At 25.6% G+C, this 17959-nt stretch carries 19 protein-coding genes; all 19 read right to left on the minus strand.

What is annotated here, in order from left to right; translation table 11 throughout:
* Nucleotides 1-25 precede the first annotated feature (25 nt).
* Entirely contained in the window at nt 26-661 is a 636-nt protein-coding gene (locus ACZ5OA_RS06115; RefSeq protein ID WP_464906991.1) for a Crp/Fnr family transcriptional regulator, read from the minus strand.
* 36 nt (nt 662-697) lie between these two features.
* The gene (locus ACZ5OA_RS06120; RefSeq protein WP_464906992.1) at nt 698-1078 is read right to left on the minus strand and encodes a bacteriohemerythrin; all 381 of its coding nucleotides are present in this window, start codon (nt 1076-1078) and stop codon (nt 698-700) included.
* A gap of 61 nt (nt 1079-1139) precedes the next feature.
* The gene (gene hcp / locus ACZ5OA_RS06125; RefSeq protein WP_464908331.1) at nt 1140-2501 is read right to left on the minus strand and encodes a hydroxylamine reductase; all 1362 of its coding nucleotides are present in this window, start codon (nt 2499-2501) and stop codon (nt 1140-1142) included.
* Nucleotides 2502-2650: 149 nt separating this feature from the next.
* Nucleotides 2651-3478, minus strand: a complete 828-nt coding sequence (locus ACZ5OA_RS06130; protein WP_464906993.1) for a ketopantoate reductase family protein — start codon at nt 3476-3478, stop codon at nt 2651-2653.
* The gene (locus tag ACZ5OA_RS06135) at nt 3475-5406 is read right to left on the minus strand and encodes a transporter substrate-binding domain-containing protein (protein WP_464906994.1); all 1932 of its coding nucleotides are present in this window, start codon (nt 5404-5406) and stop codon (nt 3475-3477) included. Before ACZ5OA_RS06135 ends, ACZ5OA_RS06130 begins: the two co-directional genes overlap by 4 nt.
* Nucleotides 5407-5415: 9 nt before the next feature.
* On the minus strand, nt 5416-6612 hold the full coding sequence (locus ACZ5OA_RS06140) for an LL-diaminopimelate aminotransferase (RefSeq protein WP_464906995.1): 1197 nt from the start codon (nt 6610-6612) through the stop codon (nt 5416-5418).
* A gap of 1 nt (nt 6613) precedes the next feature.
* Nucleotides 6614-7399: a hypothetical protein gene (locus ACZ5OA_RS06145; protein ID WP_464906996.1), complete on the minus strand. Its 786-nt coding sequence runs from the start codon at nt 7397-7399 to the stop codon at nt 6614-6616.
* Entirely contained in the window at nt 7396-8190 is a 795-nt protein-coding gene (locus ACZ5OA_RS06150; protein WP_464906997.1) for a hypothetical protein, read from the minus strand. Before ACZ5OA_RS06150 ends, ACZ5OA_RS06145 begins: the two co-directional genes overlap by 4 nt.
* Entirely contained in the window at nt 8183-8857 is a 675-nt protein-coding gene (rlmB, locus tag ACZ5OA_RS06155) for a 23S rRNA (guanosine(2251)-2'-O)-methyltransferase RlmB (protein WP_464906998.1), read from the minus strand. Before rlmB ends, ACZ5OA_RS06150 begins: the two co-directional genes overlap by 8 nt.
* Nucleotides 8858-8912: 55 nt before the next feature.
* Nucleotides 8913-9704: a 16S rRNA (cytidine(1402)-2'-O)-methyltransferase gene (gene rsmI, locus ACZ5OA_RS06160; protein WP_464906999.1), complete on the minus strand. Its 792-nt coding sequence runs from the start codon at nt 9702-9704 to the stop codon at nt 8913-8915.
* Nucleotides 9705-9708: 4 nt separating this feature from the next.
* Entirely contained in the window at nt 9709-9906 is a 198-nt protein-coding gene (gene rpmE / locus ACZ5OA_RS06165) for a 50S ribosomal protein L31 (protein ID WP_464907000.1), read from the minus strand.
* A gap of 55 nt (nt 9907-9961) precedes the next feature.
* Nucleotides 9962-10507: a 6-carboxytetrahydropterin synthase gene (locus ACZ5OA_RS06170; protein WP_464907001.1), complete on the minus strand. Its 546-nt coding sequence runs from the start codon at nt 10505-10507 to the stop codon at nt 9962-9964.
* 1 nt (nt 10508) lies between these two features.
* Nucleotides 10509-11273 carry a GTP cyclohydrolase I gene (locus ACZ5OA_RS06175; protein ID WP_464907002.1) on the minus strand — a complete coding sequence of 255 codons (765 nt, stop codon included), beginning with the start codon at nt 11271-11273 and terminating at the stop codon, nt 10509-10511.
* Between the two features lie 22 nt (nt 11274-11295).
* Complete coding sequence (locus ACZ5OA_RS06180; RefSeq protein ID WP_464907003.1) at nt 11296-11871, minus strand: hypothetical protein; 576 nt, start codon at nt 11869-11871, stop codon at nt 11296-11298.
* Entirely contained in the window at nt 11864-13243 is a 1380-nt protein-coding gene (locus ACZ5OA_RS06185) for a sensor histidine kinase (RefSeq protein WP_464907004.1), read from the minus strand. Before ACZ5OA_RS06185 ends, ACZ5OA_RS06180 begins: the two co-directional genes overlap by 8 nt.
* A complete protein-coding gene (locus tag ACZ5OA_RS06190; protein ID WP_464907005.1) occupies nt 13236-13889 on the minus strand; it encodes a response regulator transcription factor in 654 nt (217 codons plus the stop codon). The genes ACZ5OA_RS06185 and ACZ5OA_RS06190 overlap by 8 nt, the downstream gene beginning before the upstream one ends.
* The gene (locus ACZ5OA_RS06195; protein WP_464907006.1) at nt 13886-16777 is read right to left on the minus strand and encodes a DEAD/DEAH box helicase; all 2892 of its coding nucleotides are present in this window, start codon (nt 16775-16777) and stop codon (nt 13886-13888) included. The genes ACZ5OA_RS06190 and ACZ5OA_RS06195 overlap by 4 nt, the downstream gene beginning before the upstream one ends.
* Nucleotides 16758-17102, minus strand: coding sequence for a bactofilin family protein (locus ACZ5OA_RS06200; protein WP_464907007.1), 345 nt, complete (start codon nt 17100-17102; stop codon nt 16758-16760). The genes ACZ5OA_RS06195 and ACZ5OA_RS06200 overlap by 20 nt, the downstream gene beginning before the upstream one ends.
* A complete protein-coding gene (locus ACZ5OA_RS06205) occupies nt 17075-17854 on the minus strand; it encodes a M23 family metallopeptidase (RefSeq protein WP_464907008.1) in 780 nt (259 codons plus the stop codon). The genes ACZ5OA_RS06200 and ACZ5OA_RS06205 overlap by 28 nt, the downstream gene beginning before the upstream one ends.
* Between the last annotated feature and the right edge of the window lie 105 nt (nt 17855-17959).

The raw sequence follows: 17959 nt of genomic DNA on the forward strand, positions 1-17959 counted from the left end.
TAAAAATATGTTACATTTTGTAAATTTAAAAATTATAAATTTCTTTTAACTTTTCTTTGTCTATTACTTTTAATTTAGAGTGTTGATTTTCTATAATTCCTAATTCTTTGAATTTTTTAAGTTTTCTTGATAATGTTTCAGGTTTTATGTTTAATAAAGTAGCAATAGAATGTTGTTTTAGTGTTTCAAAAACTTCTGTTTCTTCATAAATAAATTTTGCAATTTTTGTTTGAGTATCAAGAATTAAATTCGAATGAATAACATTTTCCAAAAAATTCATTTTTTTAAGAAGTGATTGCATTATTTTAAAACAAATATCTGCTTTTTGCATACTTTCTTTAAATTTTTTAAAGTTTATTTTTAAAATAACTCCATCTTCAGTCATTGCACAATTTGCAGGAAATACCATTCCCAAAAGATTAGCTCTTTCTGCTATCATGGAAGGTGCAATAAATCTATGTATTATTATTTCATTATTTTTACTGTCAAATTTATATATTTTAACTGCACCTTTAATTACAATATGAAGATAATCAGAAGGATCATTTTCATAAAAAACTATCTCATCTTTATTTAACTGAGTAATCTTTGAAAACTTTTCTATCTCTTTTAGAGATTCATCATCAATATTTTCAAACAAAAATATATTTTTTAAATCCATAAATAAATGCCTTTTTGATGACATTATACTAAAAAATTATATTTTTGCACCTATTTGAGAAAAAAATCCAGCAGTTACTGTATCCATCGTAGCAATATGATTATTTAACCATGGTAAAAATGTAGTATCAAAATATTTTTCTAAGTTTTCATATTCATTTAAATGATTTTTTATTTTCTCTAATTCATTTAAAATTTTATTATGTTCCATTTTATGAGGTATCTTTGCAAAAAATTCATATTTTTCCATTAACTTTTGTTCAAAAGAAAAATGATTTTCAACATCTTTTACAAACTCATCATAGACATTATCTAAATTTTCTCTATTTTTAATAGCAATAAGTAATCTTTCTAAAACTTCGGCTTCTTTATTATGAACTTCATTCATTGGTTCAAAACTAACTTGTGATAATTCCATTTAGTATTCCTTTTTTTGTAGTTGTGGGAAGAGTTTAAAAGTAGAAAAAAAAAGAAAAAGCTTACTCAGCTAATTCTTTTCCAAAATCATTTGTTATATCACTAATTACACCCAAATTAAAGTGTTCATGTAAAAAGCTATAGATATCGTCATTCATAAATTGAGGTGCTCTTGCTCCAAGATAAATATCTTTAATTCCAAGATTAAGCAATGCAAGTAAAATAATTACTGCTTTTTGTTCCATCCACATTAAAGCAATTGAAATTGGTAATTCATTTACATCTTTTACACCTAATGCATCTGCAACTGCTAATGCAATATGAACTGCACCATTACTATCATTACATTGACCTAAATCTAAATATCTTGGGATCTCTGTTCCTGGAACTGTTCCAAAATCAATATCATTAAATCTAAATTTACCACAACTTGAAGTAATAATTACATGGTCAGCTGGAACTTTTTGAGCTAATTCTCTGAAATAATCTCTTCCGTGTCCTGGTGCATCACATCCTGCTATTACCCAGAATCTTTTGATTTTTCCAGTTTTAACTGCATCAAGAATTGCAGGGGCAAGTGTTAAGATTGTTTCATAATGATGACCTGTAACAATTGTTTCATCACTATCGAATCCAGTTACATCTGGTAAAGATAAAGTTTGATCAATTAATGGGTCAAAATTATCATTTTCAATTTTTATAGCTCCATTGATACCAGTAATTTTGTAAGTATAAAGTCTATCAATATAATTAGCAACTTTTTTTGATTTTTCTGGTGGAACAATACAGTTTGTATTTACAACACAAGTTCCATTCCATTTAGTAAATACATCAGTTTGATCAAACCAAGCTTTACCAATATTACCTTTTAAGTTTTTAAATTTTCTAAGTGCTGGATAACCATGAGCCGGTAGCATTTCAGAGTGAGTATAAATATTTATTTTATCTGCTAATCCTCTTTCTTCTATTCTTTCAAGTAATTTTTCTAACATATCTAAGTTATGCCCAGAAATTAAAATACCTTTCCCTTCTGCTTTATTTTGAGTAACAGTTACAGGAGTTGGAACACCCAATGCTTTTGTATGATTTGAACTTAATAAATCCATAACTTTTGCACCTGCTGCACCTACTTTCATAAGTTGAGCAATATGTTCATCAAAATTAAAGTTTACATTTGTTAAAGTAAAATATAAAGTTTCACTCATTGTATCATCAACTTCGATTAAAGTTTTTAAATCATCACTATTTGGATTCATATCAAGTAATTCTCTTGCATGTTCTCTATACGCTGCTAAACCTTTAAGTCCAAATATCATCATATCTTGAAGTCTTGATGTTGTAGCAGTTTTACCACATGTTCCTATATCTTGTCCATGAGCTCCACACCCTTCTGCCATACTCATTTCACATTGATAACAAAACATTTTTGGATGACAATCTTTTTGAGATGCACCTTTTGCTGCTGCTTCATTTCCTGTTAAAAAATCTAATAATCCCATAATTTCTCCTTGGTTTTTTGTTTTTTATTTGAAAGAATTATAGTATTAAAATAGATAAAAGTCATTGATTTTAATCAATAGGATAAAAGTTTTTTATAAAAATTGGCTATAAATTCATCATTTTTCAAAAATCCAACTAAATTTTCAAGTTCAGTTTTATGATTTTTTTCAAAATCTAATTGCATAGAAGTTTTAGAATCATAAGGAATATTTTTAGCTTGTTTTATAATTTTCTCTATTTCTTTTGTTTCATCTAATTCAATTCTTGAATTTTTAGCCAAACTTATCATTCTTCTTACAAATTCAATAACCTCATCTTCCTTGTTTTCAATCACCCAACCTATTGACTTTTTGTAATATGAAGTGAGAGTTGCAAATGTAGCAATAAAAAGATATTTTTTCCAAACATCAATATCTATATTTTCACTCGATTTTACTTTCAAAGTAGTTTTATTAAATAATTTATCTAATTTCTTATCTTTTTCATAACATAAATAAAATAATTTTGATTTTTTTTCAATTGCATTAATATCAACTTTATGAGAAAGTATATAAATACACCCTTTTTTGAGGTTAAATTTTTTTAATTTTTCAAAATGACCTACTCCATTTAATAGTGGCAAAACAGTTGTATTTTTATTTGAATAAGTTTTTATTATTTCTAAAACATCATCTAAATTATAAGCTTTTAGGGCTAAAATTATAACATCATAAATCCCATTCAATTTAGTTTTCACACAAACAGAGTATTCCTTATCCACATCTTTTATTTTTAATCCTTTTTTTTGAATAAATTCATTTGTTTTAGGAGTTGCGAAAAGTGTAACATCTATTCCATCTTTGGCTAAATTTCCTGCTAAATATCCACCAACACCACCTGCACCAATTATTAAAACCCTCATTTTTTCTCCAATATAACCTTAGTTTCTAATCCATCATCTACATTTTTCATAATTAATTGTCCATTAAAACCATTTTTAATAATCATTTCAGACATATAAAGTCCAAGTCCAACACCTTGATCTGCAAATTTTGTAGAAAAATATGGCTCAGTTAAACGATGTATGATTTTTTCATCAACTCCACCTGCATTATCTCTAAAAGTAATAATAACTTGATTTTCTCTCTCTTCAGTAGAAATAATAACTTTTCTATTTTTAATTTTTTTCTCTTCAAAAGCATCTTTTGAATTATTAAATATATTTACAAAAATTTGTTCTAAATCTGGTTCGACCCCAAAAAGTTTAATATCTTTTATATTCTTCTGAATTTCTATTTCATTTGCTTTATAACTTGCTTTTACAAATTTAATACTATCATTTAAAGCTTCAACTAAATTAAACTCTTTTTTTGTTTTATCCGGTTTCAAAAACCCAGTAAAATCATTGATAGTTTGACTCATTCCTTGAATTAATTTATTTGTATTTTTTTCAAATTCTTGCATCTTTTCATTTGTTAATTCTTTAGACTCATAATCTAAAACTAAATTAAAAATATATAAGCTCAAAGCATTTAAAGGTTGTCTCCATTGATGAGCAATATTTCCTATCATTTCACCTAAAGCAACTGATTTTGATTGTTGTGCAAGCATTATTTCTTGTTCTTTATGTTTCGTAATATCCACAAACATAGATACTCTATATTTTTTATTATTTTCTATAAAAAATGTTCTTGTTACTAAACAAACTATTTCTGAGCCATCTTTTCTTTTTCTTACTATTTCAAATGGCTCTAATACTTCATAAGTTTCTTTTAATATATTTTCTTCATTTTTTTGTACAAAATCTAAAAGATTTTTACCAATTACTTCTTCTTTTTTATATCCAAATATACTTTCAGTTCTTTTATTTACATCCACAATCATTAAATTATCATCAGCAATTACCACTGCTTCCATTACATTATCAACTATTTTCTTCATTTTTTCTTTTTCTTCTTCTATCTTTTTTATTGATAATTTAATTCTTTTCTTTAAATAATAATTTTGATAACTAATAGATAAAAATATAACTACAATAAAAAATATAACAATTAATATTACAGTTATATATTTTTTATAATTTATTGCTGGTTTTACATTTATAACCCATTTTTCATAAATTACTCTTTTCATATTAGGAGTAATAGAATTCAAACTTTTATCCAAAATATTTCTTAAAATAGGCTTATCATTTCTAACCGCTATTCTTAAATTATATTTAAAATCTGTATAGCCATTTATAATTAAATTGTCTAAACTATATTTTCTTTTGTAATATTCAAAAACAGGGATTGTTGCTATCGTAAAATACGCTTTTCCCTTATGGACCAAATCAAAAGCTTCTACATACCCTCTTGTTTGAATAATTTTTATATTTGGATACAACTTTTTCATCTTAGCAATAAGCCCTGAAGCTTGCTTTCTACTCATTATTTTATCTACAATTTCATTTAAATTATTGATAATTGGCTTATCATTCGTTGTAATTACTGCTAATTTATAATTTAAATATGGTTTTGTAAAAACAGCATACTTTTTTCTTTTATCTGTCATTATAGCAGATGGTAAAATCTCACATTTTTTCTCTTTTAAAAATTGTTGAGACTCTAGCCAAGAAGAAGTTTTAATAAATTGAAGTTTTAAATGTAATTTATCTGATAAAATTTTTAAAATATCAATGGAGATACCTTCTGGATTTCCTTTCTCATCACGAAATTCGATAGGAGCCCAATTAGGATTTATACATACTTTTATAGTGTTATTATTTTTAAGATAGTTTTTTTCTTCATTTGTTAAGTTATTTGCAAATACAATAGAAAAAAAAAGTAAAAAGATAGTAAATTTTTTCAAATTTATACCTTAAAACTTATCTAAAAATCTTTTAATATTTTTAGCAGCTTGTCTGATTCTTTTTTCATTTTCAATAAGTGCAATTCTTACATATCCTTCACCATAAGCACCAAAACCAACACCAGGACTAACTGCAACTTTTGCTTCAGTAAGAAGTCTTTTTGAAAATTCTAAACTTCCCATAAATTGACATTTTTCAGGAATTTTTGCCCAACAAAACATAGTTGCATTATTTTTATTTATATGCCATCCAGCATTTTCAAAACTCTCTATTACAACATCTCTTCTTTGTCTATAATTTTCTGTAATCTCTTTTACACACTCTTGCGGTCCATTAAGAGCAACTGTAGCAGCTACTTGAATTGGAGTAAACATTCCATAATCAATCCAAGATTTATATTTTTGAACTGCACCAATTAATGTTTTATTTCCTACTATAAATCCTACTCTCCATCCTGCCATATTATAACTTTTTGAAAGTGTAAAACTCTCAACTGCCACATCTCTAGCACCTTTTGCTTCGAAAATAGAAGGAGTTTTATATCCATCATAAGTAATATCAGCATAAGCAATATCACTTATAATCCACAAATTATTATCTTTTGCAAACTTAACTGCTTTTACATAAAATTCTTTTGTAACAGTTACAGTTGTGGGGTTATGAGGAAAATTCAATACCAAAAATTTTGGTTTTGGCACAGATTTAATCATTGCAACTTCTAAATCATTGAAAAAAGCTTCTTCATCAAGTTCATATTTATCATTATATTTAAGTTTTGTTTTTCTTACACTTGCGCCTGCTAACATAAAAGCATAAGAGTGAATTGGATAAGTCGGATCTGGTACAATCGCTACATCACCTACGTTTGTAACAGCTTGTGCTAAATGCACATAACCTTCTTTACTTCCCATTGTTGCTACTGCTTCAGTTTCTGGGTCAAATGTAACATTATATTTGGTTGCATACCAATTAGTTATAGCTTCTCTTAATTTATAAATACCTTTACTAACACTATATCCATGAGTTTTTGGCTTTTGCACTGATTCGATTAATTTATTAACTATATGTTTTGGAGTTGGACCATCTGGATTTCCCATTGAAAAATCAATAACATCTTCTCCTGCCCGTCTAGCTTGCATTTTCAAATCATTTACTACTGCAAAAATATAGTTTGGTAATCTTTCAATTCTTTCAAATTCATTCATATTATTTTCCTTTTATTATTATTCCTCTTTTAAAATTTTCTGGCGAATATATATCTGTAATTTTTATATATTCACAGGCCGGAGGAATTTGTAAAGTTGTAAAATTTACAACAATGTTTTTTCTAAATACATTAATAAAATTCATATTTTTATCATAAAACCAAACTGATGGATGCCAAGTATCTATTCTAGATGTTTTTATAGTTATTTTTGAAAACTTATCATTTTTTAACCAATATATTCCATTGGGATTGACAAAACTTTGCCTTTTATTTGTTAAATTTTTGACTTCTTTAATAAAACCATTTGAACAATCAAGCTTATAATTAAAAACTTCTTCATATCTTGAAATATCTAAAATTTTACAACCTCTTGAATTTAATTCATTAATTAATGACACAGGGTCAATAAAATGCTCACTTTTCATTTCTAAAGTTACATTATACATATTATCCGTTTTAGATATCTCAACTGGATAAAAATAGTAATACCCCAGATTAGTCAAACTATTATTTAAGATTTTTTGATTTAAAATAGGATTACCATTTTGAAATTCAAATTGTGTATCAATAATTTTAGCTTTATCAAAAAATAGTTCAATCAAACCATTATTTTTTAATTTTTTTACAATTGTAGTAATATTATAATTATTTTTAGGAAAAATTTTATCAATTAATTTTTGATATTTTTGATAATTATTTTCTCCCATAAGATTTTCTATCTTAGAAGTATTAGTTATAGCAAATGAATAAATTGATACTAAAAATAATAAAAATATTTTCCTCATCTAAAATTCTCTACTTTTTTATTAGTTATATTCATTTCCCCATTATTTAAAATAACTCTTGTAATTCTCTTTGAATTAGGGAAAATAGTTTCTCCATTATAAAATAATTTTACCATTCCATGTCCAAATTTAATAAACATTTTTTTACTTGCATTTAATTCAATAGGAGTACTTGTTAAAAATTCCTTACTTTTATTTAAATCTAAATAATATATTTTAAACCAAACTAATTGAAGTGGGTTTATCGTAAGATTTGTATCAATATATTTTTTAGAACTATTTTTTTCAACATTAATCATATTATTAGTTAATTTTGTTTTATTTTTCTCACTTTTATTTTCTTCAAAAGTTAAATTATTTGTAACATTACTATCATTTTTTTCTATTATCTTCTCAACTTTTAAAGTCTCTAAATTCGTATTATTATTTTCTGTTTGAATTTTTTCATTATGCTTCATATAATACAAAAGAATTCCGATAATGATAATTAAAATAAATACAAAAAAATAACCTTTATAACTTTTGTTATTTTTATCTAATTCTTCTATAATTTGCTGCTTTCCTGTTTTTTTAGAATCATCAGCAATAAAATAATAATTATTTGCTTTTTCTTCTAATTCACTAAAATCAACATCCTTAAATTCAGATTTCAAAATTTTTAAAAAACCTTTAAATTTTAATTTATCTATTTTATCAAATTTCTCTACTATTAATTTTTGTAAAAAAACTGGAGAAATAGATGTTCTTTTACTAATTTCTTCTATTTTATATTTTTTTAATAATTCATCCATTAAAAATCCTATCCATTAAAATACCACTTGCTACACTTACATTTAAAGAATCAAAATTTCTTTTCATTTCAATAGAAGCTATTTCGTCAAGTTTTGATTTAACTTTTTTAGTAAGTCCCTCACCTTCATTACCCATAATTAATGCCATTTTTTCAGTTTTTTCAATATCTTTATTTCCATCCATATCTGCACCAATGATTTTAAATTTATTTGTTTTTAAATCATTTATAACATCTAATATATTTTTAATAACTATTATAGGCATATCAATAGCAGCTCCTGCGCTCATTCTGATAACATTTTCCCATTTAAGTTCATTAATCCCAGTAATAATAACAGTATCAATTCCCAAACTATAAGCTGTTCTTATAATAGCTCCGATATTACCCATATCTGTAATATTATCTAAAATTAGTACTGATTTTAAATCTTTAATATTTTTGGAATCTTTTGGAGTGAAGTTTATATCAAGAAAATAGCCCTGATGATTTCCACCTCTTGCTAAACTTTGAGCTTTTTTATTATCTGTTACTTTTATAGGTATATTTGATTTTTGAAGTTCTCTAAACTCTTTTGCATCCAATTTTTTTGAGAGAATAATTTCATTTATTATCTCTTTGTGATTTTTTAAAAGATAATAAAAAATCCTTTTACCATAAACTATCATAAAATATACCTTTAATTTGTTTTAATGGTATTATTTTATCATAATTATTATAAATTTATGATAATTTTATAAGCTCATTATAGATTTCTTTGGTAGATTTGTCTGAAATTTGACTTAAAAGTTTAGCTTTTTCTTTTGGAGATAGTTTTAGAGATAAAATATCATCATAATTAAAAGTTATTGTATCATTTTTGATACCTTTATCAAATACAACAACCCATTCACCTTTTGTATTTGATAACTCTATATTTTTTACAAAATCTTTGATAAAAGTTTGATGTTTTTTGGTAAGTTCTTTTGCAAAAAAAACTATTCTATCAGGAATTAATTCTTTCAATTCACTCAAAAATTTTTCTATTCTATGTGGTGATTCATACAAAACAGCAATTTTATCGTGTGAAATAACTTCTTTTAACTTTTTTTCTCGAATATTACCTTTATGTGGTAAAAATCCAAAAAATGTAAATTCACCTTCAAATCCACTTGCCACAAGTGCTGTCAAAACTGCATTAGCCCCTGGAATCACATCATATTCAATATTATTAGTTTGTGCATATTGAATAAGTTTACTTCCAGGGTCACTAATACCTGGCATTCCAGCATCACTAACATAAACAACATTTTTTTCAAAAATAAAAATATCAATTTTTTTAATTATTTCAGTTTCATTATGAGAATGCATTGAATAAAAAGTTTTGTTTGAATAATCAATTTGAAGTAAATTTAGAAGTCTTTTAGTTACGCGAGTATCTTCACAAAAAATAACATCTGCTTCAAGAAGAGCTTTTTGGGCCCTTTTTGAAATATCAGACAAGTTTCCAATAGGAGTTGGAACGAGAGTAAGCAATTATTTAAGACCTGTATTTTTTCTTAAATTTATCTACTCTACCACCTGCACTAATTTGTTTTTCATTTCCTGTATAGAATGGATGACATTTGTCGCAAAGTTCGATTCTCATTGATTCTCTATTTGTATAAATATCAAATTCATTTCCACATGCACAAGTAACATGACATGGAATGTATTCTGGATGGATATCTTTTTTCATTTTCTGTCCTTCTTTTATTTTTAGTGCGGTATTTTATCAAAATTTTAAAATAAAATCAAATTTCTACTCTACAATGACTTTTTGGAGTTTCCCAAAATTCTATTGCCGTAGCTTCTACCCCTATTTTGGACATTTTTTTACGAACAATTTCCAAAATCCAAGCAGAAATATTTTCACTTGTAGGTATAAAATCGACTATAACCATACCTTCATATTTTTCAATTAACTCTTTTTTATCAAGATATTTCAAATCACAAATCCAATATCCTTCTTTAAAATAGAAAAATTTACTTTCATCCATTTTTTCATTTATAGAATAATGAGACATTAAATCACTAAAAAGTGGATCATTCCTATCTATTATAAATTTATGGTCAAGCACACTATCAAGCCACTCTTTAAACCAGTTAAGATGTTTAAAATCAGTTACCATTCCATTTTCTAATGTTTCACTTGTCAAATATAGTTTGATTTTTCCCTGATGCCCATGCAAATGACGACAAGCTAGACAACTATCTAAGCTATATTCTTTATTAAGCTCTTGCGACCAAACTCTGTGACCATAACAAAAATCAAATTGTTTATCTATACTCCATTTCATTTTAACCCCTATACTTTGGTGGTATAAGTTCTGGATTTGTTAGAAATTCACCTGTTGAATAAATAGAAGTAGTAGCAGCTCTATTATCACAAGCACCTCTAAAAGCTGTACATCCGTGTTTCATATTAAAAAGTGCTATATAAACAGAGTCTGTTTTGAAGTTTTCTTCTATTTTTTTACCTATATATCTTGTTAAATCTTCTTGAAGCCACCCTCTTCTAGCACACCAATTTACAAATCTATTTATTTTAGATATTCCACCTAAATACTTTTCGGGAATATACCCAATTACTATAAATGAATCATTATCATAATAATCTTCTCCAAATCTTATAAAATGATGTGAGCAAACTGCATTTAGATCAGTTTTTACAAACACTGGATTATGATTATCTTTATCATTTGGAAAAACTGCCATTCTTGGAGGTTTATTCCATCTTCCACTCATTAACTCATAATTATCTTCTGGATATGCACCTGTAAACATTTTTGCAATTCTTCCAAATGTTCCAATATTCCCATATTCTATATTTTCATAAACATTTGCATCATCCAAATTAATTTTTAGTGATTCTAAAACTTCTTTCATTTTATAAGTTGCAGTAAGTCTTAAAATATAATGAGCTTCATCACTAATAGTTTGATTAGTTTCATAAATATTTTGATTAACTTTAAAAGGTTTTATATTTTTATATTCTTCATAATATTTTTCAAAATTTTTAATATCATATTTTAAAGCATATCTTTTTTTAATAAACTCTTTCATTTTTATCCTTTCTACATTTACATTATTTCTTTATACCATAATTCTCAGGTTTTACATCTGTAAAATTATAATTTCTTAAATTATTTCTAAGGTTTTCTAACTCTTCATAATATTTGTCATATCCATAAGGTAAAAAATATTTGTAATATTGATGCTCATAATCTAATCTCTTTTTATGTTTTATTGGACAAAAATATAATTCTGTTCTACTTGCTATTTCACTAGAATATGCCATAAGTCCATTGAAATAACTACAATAAACACAACCAAGTTTATCAATTGGATGAAGATATTCTAAATTTTGTCTATCATAAAAAATATAATTGTTTCTCTTCACTAATGGAATTTTATAAACTCTAAAATTTATATTTTGATAAATCCATAAAAACAGATCTAAAATAATTACAGGAATTACCATTGCATAAATTATAGGCGAAGTTAATAAAGTTCCAAGAGGAATAGTTTTGAAATATTCTATAAATTCCTTAAAAGTCCATTTTTTATGAAATACTTTATTTTCTATTTTTTTATCAAGTTCAATTCTTAATTTCTTTTTAAGTTCATCCATTTCTTGTAAAATTTCATTTATTTTACTCATTTTTTTGTCCTTTTTTATTATTTTTTATTTTTATTGTTACAATTGTTCCTTTACCTAAAATTGAATCAAATTTAATTTTACCACCTATTGTATCAAGTGCTTTTTGAACAATTGAAAGTCCAAGTCCAAAGCCTTTAATATCCCTATTTCTGGAAATATCACTTCTATAAAATCTATCTGTTAAATATTTTAAATCCTCTTTTTTAATACCAATTCCTGTATCCATTACTTCAAATATTATATTTCCATCATCTTTATATAGAGAAATTTTAATAACTCCACTTTCTTTTGAATATTTAATAGCATTATCAATAATATTTATAAAAATAGCATTTATTAAAAAAGGATTTGATTTTATTTCAATGGGCTCTGTTTTTTCAAATTCAATTTTAAGATTTTTATACTTTGCTTTAAATGAAAGCTTTGAGACTACTTTTAATAAAAGTTCATCTAAATTTATATTCTCTTTTTGTTCCACTTCACTATCTATTTTTGAAAACATCAACATCTCTTCAACCATATCTACCATATAATCAATCTCTTTTAGAGAACTTTTTAATACATTCTTATAATATTCTTTATCTCTATCTTTTCTAAGGGCTAATTCCATTTCTCCTTTTAAAACAGTTAATGGAGTTCTAAGCTCATGCGAAACATCAGAATTAAATCTATGAATCATATCAATACCATTTCTAAGACGAATTACCATCGAATTAAAAGATAAAACTAACTCTTTTATTTCATCATTTTGAGATGGAATTGGAATAATTCTATCCAAATCCCCTACACTTATCTCATTAGCAGCTTTTGTAATTTCTCTTATTGGATTTAATACTCTATCCAAAATCATATTTGTACCAAGTAAAAGTAAAATAAGTAAAATAGGATTTAAAATAATCATTTTTATAAAAATATCTTGAAGTTTTAAATCAACTCTATATACTGGTGTTGCTACTACAATATAGCCTTTTACTGGTGCTATTATTTTTGTAATATGGATAGCAATTTTTCCATATTTTTTATTATGTGCTATCAAAAATTCTTGATTTGTTTTAATATAATTACCTAAATTTATATCCATAAAAGTAACACTTTTTGCAATAATATGCATATTTTTAGCACCAAAAACTGATATCATTACAGGACTTATTGGATAATCTAGTCTTGGAGGAATAGTTACTACTTTATTTATTGATGGAGGAGTAAAATTATCTTTTACATTGTTAGAAACTAGAACTAATGAATTTTTAATTTTATTGTAAAAAGAATATTTTAACATTTGATAAAATATTGTATTAAAAATAATCAATATTAACGCTATAAAAGTTCCAAGCCACCATAAAACTATGGTTTTTAAATTCTCTTTATTCAATAAAATACCCCATATTTCTTTTTGATTTAATTAAATATTTACCAAGTTTATTTCTAAGTCTATAAATAATTACTTGAATAACATTACTATTCACAAATTCCTCACTATTCCAAAGCTGATCTTGAATCATTTCAACTGAAACTAAACTTCCACGATTTGCCAATAAAAATTCTAAAAATTCAAATTCTTTTGCTGTTAAATTTACAATTTCTCCATTTTTTTTAACAAGTTTAGAATCAAAATCAACTTCAATATCATTAATGACTATTTTATCACTACCTTTCAAGGCACTTCTTCTATAAATTGCATTAATTCTTGCAATTAATTCATCAAAATTAAATGGTTTAGTTAGATAATCATCAGCACCTTCATTTAATCCTTCCAACTTATTTTCAATAGCATCTTTTGCAGTAAGCATTAAGACAGGAGTTTTTATATCCTTATCTCTTAACTGTTTTAAAATTTCAATTCCGCTTCTTTCGGGCAACATCCAATCTAAAATAATAATATCATAACGATTAACCTGGGCTAAATATTCTCCATCTTCTCCATTTGTAGCAGTGTCAACTATCATTCCTTCTTCTTCAAGTCCTCTTTGTAAGAGTGATAAAATTGCTTCATCATCTTCTATTACTAATAATTTCATCTTAACTCCTCTAAAATTGTTTCAATGATAATTATATCATCCTTAGCTTTCGCTTTTATAAATTTTTTGTCATTTTCATAAATTATTGTAATATTTTCCCCATAATTTGAAATAGTTATGATACCTTTTTTACTTGCTAATACTTTGATCTTCATTTTTTCTAAAAAGTTACTTGTTACTTTATCAATTTTTCCAAACCTATCAATTAATTCTTTTTGAATATTATAAATATCTTCAAACTCTTTTACCATAGAAAGTCTTCTATAAATTTCAATTCTAACTCTTTCATCTTCCACAAGTTCTGGGGAAATATAGGCATTTATATTTAGTTTTATTTCTACTTCTTTCCCTGTTTTAGCTTCACCACTTAAATTTTTTAAAGCATCTTCAAGAAGTTTAATATACATTGAATATCCAACATTTTTAATTTGTCCTGATTGAGCTTCACCAATAATATTTCCACCACCTCTTATCTCTAAATCATGCATTGCGAGAACCGCGCCACTTCCTAAAAATGAATTTTCTTCAAGTGCTAAAAGTCTTTTTTTTGCATCTTCACTTATTTCTTCTTTATCTTTTACTATAAAATAAGCATAACCTTCTTTATCTCCTCGCCCCACTCTACCTCGAATTTGATGTAAATCTGCTATCCCAAATCTATCAGCATTTTCTACAATTACCGTATTTACATTTGGTATGTGAATTCCACTTTCAAGAATTGTAGTAGCTATAATTAAATCATATTTTTTATTTACAAAATCGATCATACTTTTTTCTATTTGCGCAGGAGTTAGTTTAGCATGTAAAACTAAAATCCTTAAATTTGGAATCAATCTTTGAAGTTTATCTTTTTTAATTTCAATTCCAGCTATATTATTATAAATATAAAAAATTTGTCCACCTCTTCTAACTTCTCTAAAAATCACTTCTTTGATAAACTCATCTGAATACTCTTTTACAAATGTTCTTGTTTCTTGTTTTGTCTTTGGTGGAGTATTAAGTGCTGAAAATCCTTTTATTTTCGAAAGTGCTAAATTTAAACTTCTTGGAATTGGAGTTGCACTCATACTAAGCAGATGAACATTTTCAACCATATTTTTTAGTTTTTCTTTTTGTTTAACTCCAAATTTATGCTCTTCATCAATAATAACTAAACCTAAATTTTTATACTCCAAATTAAAAGCAGAATGCGTTGCTAAAACTATATCAATTATGCCTTCTTTAAGGCTTGCTTCAATTAATTTCTTCTCTTTAGATGTTGTAAATCTATCAACTTTAGCTATATTTACACTGTATTTAGCAAATCTTTTTTTGAATGTTTCATAGTGTTGAGAAACTAAAATAGTAGTAGGTGCCACCATAGCTACTTGATAACCACTTTTAACTGCTATGAATGAAGCCACCATTGCAATTTCAGTTTTACCAAATCCCACATCACCACTAAGAAGTCTATCCATTACCCTGGTTTTCATCTCTTCCATCAAATCTTGGACTGCTTTTTTTTGATCAGGAGTATAACTAAACCCAGCATCAAGTGTAAATTCCTCAACTCCATCAAATTTCATAGGTTTTGGAGATATTGTCTCACGAAGGGCTGAAAGTTTAATAATATCTGCGGCTATTGCAAATATTTTCTCTTTTACTTTTTCTTTGTTTTTACCAAATGTTGATTTACCCATTTTATCCAGAGTTGGAGTAACTCCACCAGGGGCGATATATCTATCAATTAAATTTAAATTTTCGATAGGAAGTAAAAGTTTATCATCATTTGCATATCTAATTTCTGCAAACTCTCCAGTTTTACCTAAAACTTGAAGCTGAACAAGTCCCATAAATTTACCAATTCCATGGGCTTCGTGAACTACAAAATCTCCCTTTTTCAAATCATCAATTAAAATTATAGGAGTTTTTTTCTTTTTGGATTTGAACTCATTTAATGAAATAATTATTTTCTCAGGACACTGAACATTTAATACAATATCACTTTTTGTAAATGGATAATTTATATTTTTTTCTTTTAGTAAAACTTCATTTTTAGCTAAAATTTCTATATTCTTTTTGGGATTTAATTCTATAAATTCTTTTATATTTTTTGGTTTAAAATCTTTACATTTACTTTCTTTTATAATATAAGTTTCAAATTCAAAAAGCTCATTAAAAAGTTTAAAATCTTCTATCTCCCCAGTCATATCATAAAGAAAATTAAATTTTTTAGTAAGTGGCTCTTTTTCTAAAAACCAAAATCCAAGTGAATAAATATCTTTATAAAAAACATCAAACTTACTCTCATCTATTTTTTTATTTATTTTTTCATACTCTTTTGAATCTAAACTAGCAATAGCTGGAAATATTTCTATACTTTCAATTTCATCTTTACTAATTTGACTAAACTCATCAAAACTTCTAATATTTTCTATTTCTGTATCAAACAAAGATATTCTATAAGGAATATCTGAATTAATAGGATAAATATCAATAATATCACCTCTAAAACTAACTTCTCCTTTTTCTTGAATAATACTAACCACTTCATAACCATATAAAACTAACTTTTCTTTTAGTGCATTTAAATTAATTGTATCAGCAAATTCAAGTTTTATAGAAGAGAAATATTTTTTAGTCGGTAGTTTTCTAAGTACTGTATTTATTGGAGAAATTAAAAGAGCATTTGAATTATAGTATTTAAAAAGAGCCGAATTTAGTTCAAAAAGTTCCTCTTTGAAACTTCTCATATCATCACCCGAGTTTGCTCTAAAATCAGGTAATATAACATAAGGTATATTCAAATATTTAGCAACTTCACCTACTAACAAAGCCTCTTTGTAATTTTTTGTAATTACATTATCAGCTTTACTGTTTTTTAAAAATTCAAGACTTTTTGCTTGCATCTTTTTTCTTTAATGTTGAATTCCCCTCAAATATTCCACCTTTTTCAATAATTAAATCTTTTATAATTATTTCACCATTTAACACTCCACCATTTATAATTTCTAAAACATCACACTCAATTTTACCTTCAAACTTACCATTTAAAATAAATTTAGAACAAACTATTTCACCTTTAACTAAACCGCTTTTACCTACACTAATTTGAGTAGAAGAATTAACCGTTCCCTCAATTTCACCTTCAATATGTAGTTTAGCCATTAAATTAAAATCACCTTTTAATTTTGCACCTTGTGAAATTATCGTTGTAGAAGTTTCTTTTGCCATTGTATTGCCTTTATTAAAGATTGCCATTTTACTTTTTGCTCCTTTTTAAATATCTCATTATAATTTTTTAAATTCCATTTTACAAAATATTTTGGATTTAAAGCCATACCAACATATCTTATTTCATAATGTAAATGTGGCCCATTACTAAGCCCACTACTCCCTGTATATCCAATCAAATCACCCTTTTTTATAAATTTTCCACTTTTTACTATGATTTTACTTAAATGCCCAAAAAGTGTTTTAAAACCAAAATTATGATCTAAAATAATTAAATTTCCATATCCACTTGTTGTATGATAATGTGCATATTCAACTATTGCATCAGCCGTCGCATAAATAGGTGTACCTCTTTTTGCTCTTAGATCAATTCCTGTATGAAACTCTCTTTTATGTAAAATTGGATGCATTCTCCAACCAAAAGGTGAAGTCACTCCTTCAAATTTCACAGGATATCCATTTGGAATATTTTGTAAAATATATTTTTTATCAACTGCATCTATTTTTGCTAAATCAAGCTTTTCATTTGCAGTTATATTTTTTGGTGGTGTAATTTGTAAAATAGCATCTATATCACTAATTTTATCATTTACTTCATCTAAAAATTTTTGTTTTTGAGTTATGTTTTGTTCTAAAATTAAAATTTTATTTTGTAAATTATTTTGTTTTTTTAAAAGAATTGTTATTTTTTGTTCTCTTTGAATTAAAAATTTTGTTTTTTCTTTAACTAAATTATTTAAATACGTAATCATTAAAAAACCACTAATAAATAATATTATTAACAATGTAATAAAAAAAGTTATAAATTTTTTTATTAACTGGGTAATTGTATATTGTTTACTACCATGTAAAGTTGT

The sequence above is a fragment of the Thioreductor micantisoli genome, assembly GCF_055392745.1.